General features: G+C 28.6%; 6 protein-coding genes and 1 tRNA gene. 3 read left to right on the top strand and 4 right to left on the bottom strand.

The features are described 5' to 3' along the window. Positions 1-49 precede the first annotated feature (49 nt). Together Q0V08_RS09735 and Q0V08_RS09730 are read left to right on the top strand one after the other, a co-directional pair. Positions 50-1,465, top strand: coding sequence for an amino acid permease (locus Q0V08_RS09735; protein ID WP_297434312.1), 1,416 nt, complete (start codon positions 50-52; stop codon positions 1,463-1,465). A gap of 62 nt (positions 1,466-1,527) precedes the next feature. Continuing rightward, complete coding sequence (locus Q0V08_RS09730) at positions 1,528-3,786, top strand: trehalase family glycosidase (RefSeq protein WP_297434310.1); 2,259 nt, start codon at positions 1,528-1,530, stop codon at positions 3,784-3,786. A gap of 49 nt (positions 3,787-3,835) precedes the next feature. Here the strand turns inward: Q0V08_RS09730 and Q0V08_RS09725 are convergent. The 3 genes from Q0V08_RS09725 to yedF form a co-directional block, all read right to left on the bottom strand. Continuing rightward, a tRNA-Sec gene (locus tag Q0V08_RS09725) sits at positions 3,836-3,929 on the bottom strand. A gap of 28 nt (positions 3,930-3,957) precedes the next feature. Continuing rightward, complete coding sequence (locus tag Q0V08_RS09720) at positions 3,958-4,233, bottom strand: DUF3343 domain-containing protein (RefSeq protein ID WP_297434308.1); 276 nt, start codon at positions 4,231-4,233, stop codon at positions 3,958-3,960. After that, entirely contained in the window at positions 4,233-4,820 is a 588-nt protein-coding gene (gene yedF, locus Q0V08_RS09715; RefSeq protein WP_297434306.1) for a sulfurtransferase-like selenium metabolism protein YedF, read from the bottom strand. Before yedF ends, Q0V08_RS09720 begins: the two co-directional genes overlap by 1 nt. A gap of 166 nt (positions 4,821-4,986) precedes the next feature. Here yedF and Q0V08_RS09710 point away from each other — a divergent pair, with 166 nt between their 5' ends. Next, positions 4,987-6,411: an amino acid permease gene (locus Q0V08_RS09710; protein WP_297434304.1), complete on the top strand. Its 1,425-nt coding sequence runs from the start codon at positions 4,987-4,989 to the stop codon at positions 6,409-6,411. Between the two features lie 42 nt (positions 6,412-6,453). Here the strand turns inward: Q0V08_RS09710 and Q0V08_RS09705 are convergent, their stop codons facing one another. Then, a complete protein-coding gene (locus Q0V08_RS09705; protein WP_297434302.1) occupies positions 6,454-6,921 on the bottom strand; it encodes an SRPBCC family protein in 468 nt (155 codons plus the stop codon). Positions 6,922-6,975: the final 54 nt, after the last annotated feature.

The raw sequence follows: 6,975 nt of genomic DNA, 5'->3' as shown, positions 1-6,975 counted from the left end.
AACAATTGAAGATAATTATTTCTTAAATAAATAGTATTATGGAGGATATATGTCAACAAGAGCAAAAATAGGAAAGTTTTCACTATTATCAATGACAATAGCAGCAGTATTTAATTTTAGAAATGTAATTAATAATAATATAGAAATCGGGATGGCTTCGGCCCCTGGTTTCCTATTTGCAACATTGTTTTACTTTATACCATTTGTATTTATTATTTCAGAATTTGTTAGTTTAAATAAAGATTCTGAATCAGGAGTTTATCAATGGGTAAAATCATCGTTAGGTCCTAAATGGGCATTTTTAAGTGCATATGCATACTGGTTTGTAAATCTATTTTACTTCACATCATTGTTACCAAGTATTTTAGTGTATACATCTTATGCTTTCTGGGGATATGAATATACATTTACGCCAATGACAATATCAGTACTATCAATACTTATATTTACAGTATCTACATGGGTTTCTACTAAAGGAGCTGAATGGATTGGAAAAGTTACAAGTTTTGGAAGCTCTTTAATGTTATTTATGTCATTTGCTTTTATTATCTTATGTGGTGGAGCACTACTAGGTGGAGTGCAACCTGCAACACCAATTACAATTCAAGCTATGACACCAACATTTAACTGGAAATTTTTCGGAGCTATGGCATGGATATTCTTTGCTGCTGGAGGATCTGAAGCTATTGGAGTTTATATAAATGACTTAAAAGGCGGATCAAAAGCTTTTGTTAGAATGATAGTTGTGGCAGGAATAATGATAGGTGGATTATATTCAGTAGGATCATTATTAGTAAATGTTTTTGTTCCACAAGATCAACTATCATATGCTTCAGGAATATTTCAGGTATTTGTAGGACTTGGAAATCATTTTGGAATAAGTCAAAAGTTAGTTCATCATTTTATAGGAGTTGTTATGTTAGCAAGTGCCTTAGGTGCTTTATTAGTTTGGACATCAGCTCCAGTTAAAGTTTTTTTCTCAGAGATTCCAAAAGATATGTTTGGTGAAAAAACAGTGGCTCTAAATAAATATGGAATTCCAGAAAGAGCAACATGGATTCAATTTTTAATTGTAATACCACTTCTTTTAATACCAGCGCTAGGGTCTGGAGATATAAATGAATTATTAGGAATAATTATAAATATGACAGCAGCTACATCACTTTTACCACCATTATTTATAATGATTGCATACTTTAATCTAAGACTTAATAAAGATCACTTAGAAAGAGATTTTAAAATGGGTTCTAGAAAATTTGGATTAATAGTAACATCATTTCTACTATGTATATTTTCAGTAGCATTTATTGCAGCTATTTTCCCAGAGGGACAAAGCATTATGTTAACATTAGTTTATAATGTAGGAGGAGTTGTAATATTCATGGGATGGGCATTATGGAAATATAATAGTTATGAAAAAAAGTCTTTAGGAATACAAAAGAAAAAAGCTAACAAATTAGCATAAAAAGTTAAATAGTACGGATATTAAAAGTTATCCGTACTATAAATTTTATATAGGGAGAAAATATGAAAAAAATATTAACATTGGGATCAATTAGTTTTTTACTTTTTAGTTGTGCAACAAAAGAGAGAGAAAATAACAGAAGTATTAATAGAGAGAATTATAAAAATATATTAAATGTTCAAGGAGAACCAAAAGAGTTTACATACTTTGCTCCTAGAAAAGAGACAGATAAATTAGGAACAAACTATATAAATAGCTTTGTAGATTTAGGAGCTTGGCATGGTTATTATCAACCAGAATATGAGAAATACTCTATGTATGGAGGGTTTGCAGGACCATTTTATTTAGCAGAGGAGTATGCAGCAAATTTATCAGATAGTTTTAGTAAAATAGAGATTATAAATAAATTAACAAATGAAAAATATGATCTATCAAAAAGTGAGGCAAAATTCGATTATATTCCAGGTAAGTTAGTTCAAAATTATAATTTAAAAGATTTTAATTTAACATTAGAACTTATTTTTGTAACAAATAGAACAGCTCTTATAAAAACAACTATAACAAATAAGACAGATAAAGATTTAAATATTAGTTTAAACTGGTCTGGAAAATTATATAATAAATTAGGAAAATGGAATGAAAAAAATAAAGAGTACAACTATATAACTCTTAATAACTCTTTAAAAAAATCTGAAAATGGAGTTATAGTTGATTTTAAAGAAAAAAGATTAGTTTGGGATTATTTAGTAAGTGATGATACACAGTTTGAAATAAGACATTCGTTACCAGTAAAAACAAAGATTAAAAATAATATATATAAATCTGAGCTTGAAAAATCTATAGTTATTCCACCAAAAGATGAACTAGTTACGTATACTACAGAGTCGTATACATTTACAAAAGATGAAGCTAAGAAAGAGAAGAAATTAGTTGAAGATATAATAGAAAATGGAAATAAATATTTTGTTGAAAATAATAAAAGATGGCAAGATTATATAGATAAAACAGTAAAAACAACAGATATAAATTCAAAGTATGATATAGCAGCAGTAAAATCTATTAATACTTTAATTACAAACTGGAGAAGCCCTGCTGGAGCAATAAAGCATGATGGAATAACACCATCTGTGAGCTATAAATGGTTTAATGGTTTTTGGGCTTGGGATTCTTGGAAGCAAGCTGTGGCAACTGCTAATTTTAATGAAGAGTTAGCTAAAAATAATATAAGAGCATTATTTGATTACCAAATTACAAAAGATGATAATCTAAGACCTCAGGATGCTGGTGTAATTATAGATGCTATTTTCTATAATAAAGATGAGGATAGAGATGGAGACGGTGGAAACTGGAATGAAAGAAATTCAAAACCAGCTTTAGCAGCATGGGCTGTTTGGGAAGTTTATAAAGTAAGTGAAGATAAAGAGTTTTTAAAAGAGATGTATCCTAAATTAAAAGAGTATCATAATTGGTGGTATACAAATAGAGATTTTGATAAAAATGGTATTGCTGAATATGGTGGAATGGTTCACAGATTAAATAATACTCCTGAGGAGATAATACTAGCAGCAGCATGGGAAAGTGGTATGGATAATGCTGTTAGATTTGACGTAGAGGGATCTGGAGCAGGTGATATAGGTGTTAAGGTTTTAGAAAATAAAGATTCAAAGGGAAATTTAGTAGGATACTCTATAAATCAAGAATCAGTAGATTTAAATTCATTTTTATATGCTGAAAAAGTATATTTAAGTAATATGGCAGAGATATTAGGTTTACCTAAGGAGAAAAAAGAGTATTTAGCATCTGCGAAAAAAGTTAAAGAATATGTAAATAAAAATATGTTTGATGAAAAAACAGGGTATTATTATGACTTACAGATAGATGAAGCTGGAAATAAAAAACTTCTTGTAAATAGGGGGAAAGGAACAGAGGGATATATACCATTATGGGCAAACTTAGCTACAAAAAAGGAAGCTAAAAGAGTAGTAGAAAATGTAATGGATGAAAATGTGATGAATACATACTTACCGTTTCCAACATCAGCAAAGGATAATCCAAAGTATAACCCAGTAAAATATTGGCGTGGACCAGTATGGTTAGATCAAGCTTATTTTGGAATAATAGGTTTAAATAACTACGGGTATAAAAAAGAAGCTAAAGATTTAAGTATAAAACTTTTTGAAAACTCAGAGGGATTATTAACTGATGGGGTGATTAGAGAGAATTATAATCCAGAAACAGGAGAGGGATTACACTGTTCTAACTTCAGTTGGTCAGCATCAGTTTATTATTTAATTTATAAAGATTTTTTAGGAAAAAAATAGAAGTAATAAAAAAGCCTCACTTTTTTAAGTGAGGCTGAACTTTTAAAATTGGCGGAAGCGTATAGGAATCGAACCTACCAGCGATTTAACTCGCCAAGACAGTTTTGAAGACTGCTGAGTACACCAGTAACTCATCCGCTTCCAATTTCATATTTATTATATCATAAATATTTAAAAATTAAAAGTAGAAAAGTTCTTTTTAAAACCATTTTTTTCACAAAGATAGAAATTATATATATTTTTATCTATATTATTTTCAATTAAAAGCTCTAGTACTTTATGAGCATCTTGGATATTTGCTTTTAAAGAAAGTCCACAGCTAGCTTTTAATTCACCAGGTAATGGAATGATACGAACATCGATTCCGCTATCAACTAAAAATTTCTCTACTTTCATAACTAAATGAGTTGAATCTATTGTTATAATTAAAAATTTTTCTGAATTCATTATGGTCTAATCACCTTATTTGCTTTCATTTGTTTATCTATTATATTATACATATTTGTAATACTTCCAACAGCAATATTATTTTCTAAATGATAGAAGTTAAGACAAGCTCCACAAGATAGAATTTCAACTCCTCTTTCCTCAAGAATTCTTAAGTCTTTTATAGTCGTCTCATTAGAAGCTGTTAAGAAAACACCCTTATTATAGAAAAGAATAGCTTTTGGTAAAAACTCCATTTCTGTAAGAGTATATATAAACCCTTTCATTAAAGTTTCACCAAGAGCAGTTTCACCATCACCCATTTTATCAGAAGCAATAACTATAATCGTGTTATTTTCATTGTCAGAAGTACTAGAATCTGATGAAGTTTTTTCAATAGTTTTATTTATTTGAATAAAAAATATTCCATTTTCTTCTCTAGTAGTAAAAGAAAATCCCATCTCTTTTGAAAATTTTTCAATATTTTCCTTAGAAATTTTGTTATCTATAGAAACTTCAATTAAACCTTCTGCTATCTCTTTTAAAGCATTTTTTGTCATAATAACTGGTATAGGACAAGTTTGTCCAATAGCATTGACTTTTATCATTATTCCACACTCCTTAAAAAATTATACTTTTTTTAATTATACAATATTTATACAAAAAATTATACTTTAAAATTGATATAAATAGACAATAAAAAAATTGATTTTTTTTAGTAAAGGTGTTATTATAAAAATTGTTTTAAATATAATACAGTACGAGGAGTTGAGAATGAAAAAGAAGTATCTATCTGTGTCATCACTAGTAATGATGATATTCTTGGGAGTATTTGGATTTGGAAATATTGCCAATAATTTTAAAGAAGTAGGAATGTCATCCGCCACAATGTTGGTAATAGGAATATTATTTTATTTCTTACCACTTTGTTTAATAATGGCAGAGTTTGGAGCATATGCTCAAGATAGAACGAGCGGAATATATTCATGGATAGAGATAGGATTAGGAAAAAAGATGGCCTATTTTGCAATTTGGTCATACTTTATAGCAAATATATTTTATTTACCAACGTTAGCAACAAGAGTACCAACATACTTTAGTTTTGGATTATTTGGAGACGCAAATATATCAAATATCCAAACAGCTACATTATCTTTAGTGGCATTAGTTATATCATTAATTATTGGAGTAAAGTATCAAAAAGCTATAGGAGCTCTTTCAAAACCAATAGGTTATGTTTCATTATTTACAGTACTAATGTTTTTAGTAGCTGGTATATACCTTCATTTAACAGGACAGGGAGCTACAGATTTGACAACTGAGATGTTTATAATAAAAACTACATCTAAATCTGATTTAGCTAGATCTTTAGGAACATTTTCATGGATATTATTTGCATTTGGTGGAGGAGAAGTAGTAGGACCGTATGTAAATCAAGTAGAGAATCCAGAGAAAAACTTTGTTAAAGGTTTACTTGTAGCTTCAATGCTAATAGGAATACTTTATGTTTTAGGAATTGTTTCAGTTTCAGCATTTGGAACACAAGAGGATTTTTCAAAAATATCATTAATAAATGCAGTTTTAGCAGGGTTTAAATTTATGGGGGATAAGATAGGATTAGGAATTTGGTTTGTTAAATTAATGGGAATAGCTTATTCATTAATAACTTTAGTTGCTCTTATTCTTTGGGGAAGCTCTTTAGCTGCTGGAGTATTTAGTGAAGCACCAAAGGGAACTTTTCCAGATTGGTTAACAAAGAAGTCTGATAAAAATGGAATTTTAAGAAATGCTTTAATATTCCAAACAATATTAGCATTTTTATTTATAGCTCTTACAACTTTTGGTGGTGAAGCAGCAGGAGAGTTATATTATAGAGTATATGATATGACAACAATGGCTTTAATAGTACCATATTTCTGTCTAGGAATTAGTTATATATTCTTTAGAAAAAGAGGATATGTATCACCGTTTCAAATATCAAAAGGAAATTTAATACCTATTTTAGCAGGAATATCAGTTTCAGTAATGACATTTATAGCTTTTATTTTTGCGGGATATGATTTTACAGTACCAGTAATAAAACAGTTAGATAAGATGAAACTGTATTATGGTGGGCTATTGATGTTTATGTTAATAGGTGTTGTAATTAAATTTTTAAGTGGAATAAATCATAAGTCTAAAGAGAATAAGAAAAAATAGATTAAATAAAAATGGAAGAACTTAAGTCCTTCCATTTTTTTGTTATTTTGTTTTATTAAATTCAGTTTCAGCAACAACTTTTAATCTAGTTAATTGATCTTCTAAAATTCTTTTATTAAAAACATTGAATAATTTATGTAATGAAGTTCCTTTTAATGTCCAAGCTGTTAATATTAAGTGAGTTTTATTTGGATTAACCTCTTCAAAATCATATTCAATTTTAAAATCTACCCATTTGTCACCTATTTCAATTTGATACATTTTACCATCTTCATATGATAGAACTTTTCCGCAATATTCCTCTTTAAAACCATACATTTTTATTTTTTCACAGAAAGTAGAACCAGTAATTTCAGGTGTATCTGTATGCTTCTCATCCTCTAAACCTGTAATCCAAAGAGCATGCTTACTGTAATCCGATATAAGCTTAAATACAAAATCTTTTGGGGCTTCAATATCAATCCCTTGAACGAAAAATGGTATTTTTTCATTTAATTCTTTTAGTTCCATACAAATCACTCCCATTTAATAGAATATAATATATTATTAAATGATTTTATGAAA

This window comes from uncultured Cetobacterium sp., from assembly GCF_947038635.1.
Classification (GTDB): domain Bacteria; phylum Fusobacteriota; class Fusobacteriia; order Fusobacteriales; family Fusobacteriaceae; genus Cetobacterium_A.
This window is presented reverse-complemented; position numbering and strand designations above follow the sequence as displayed.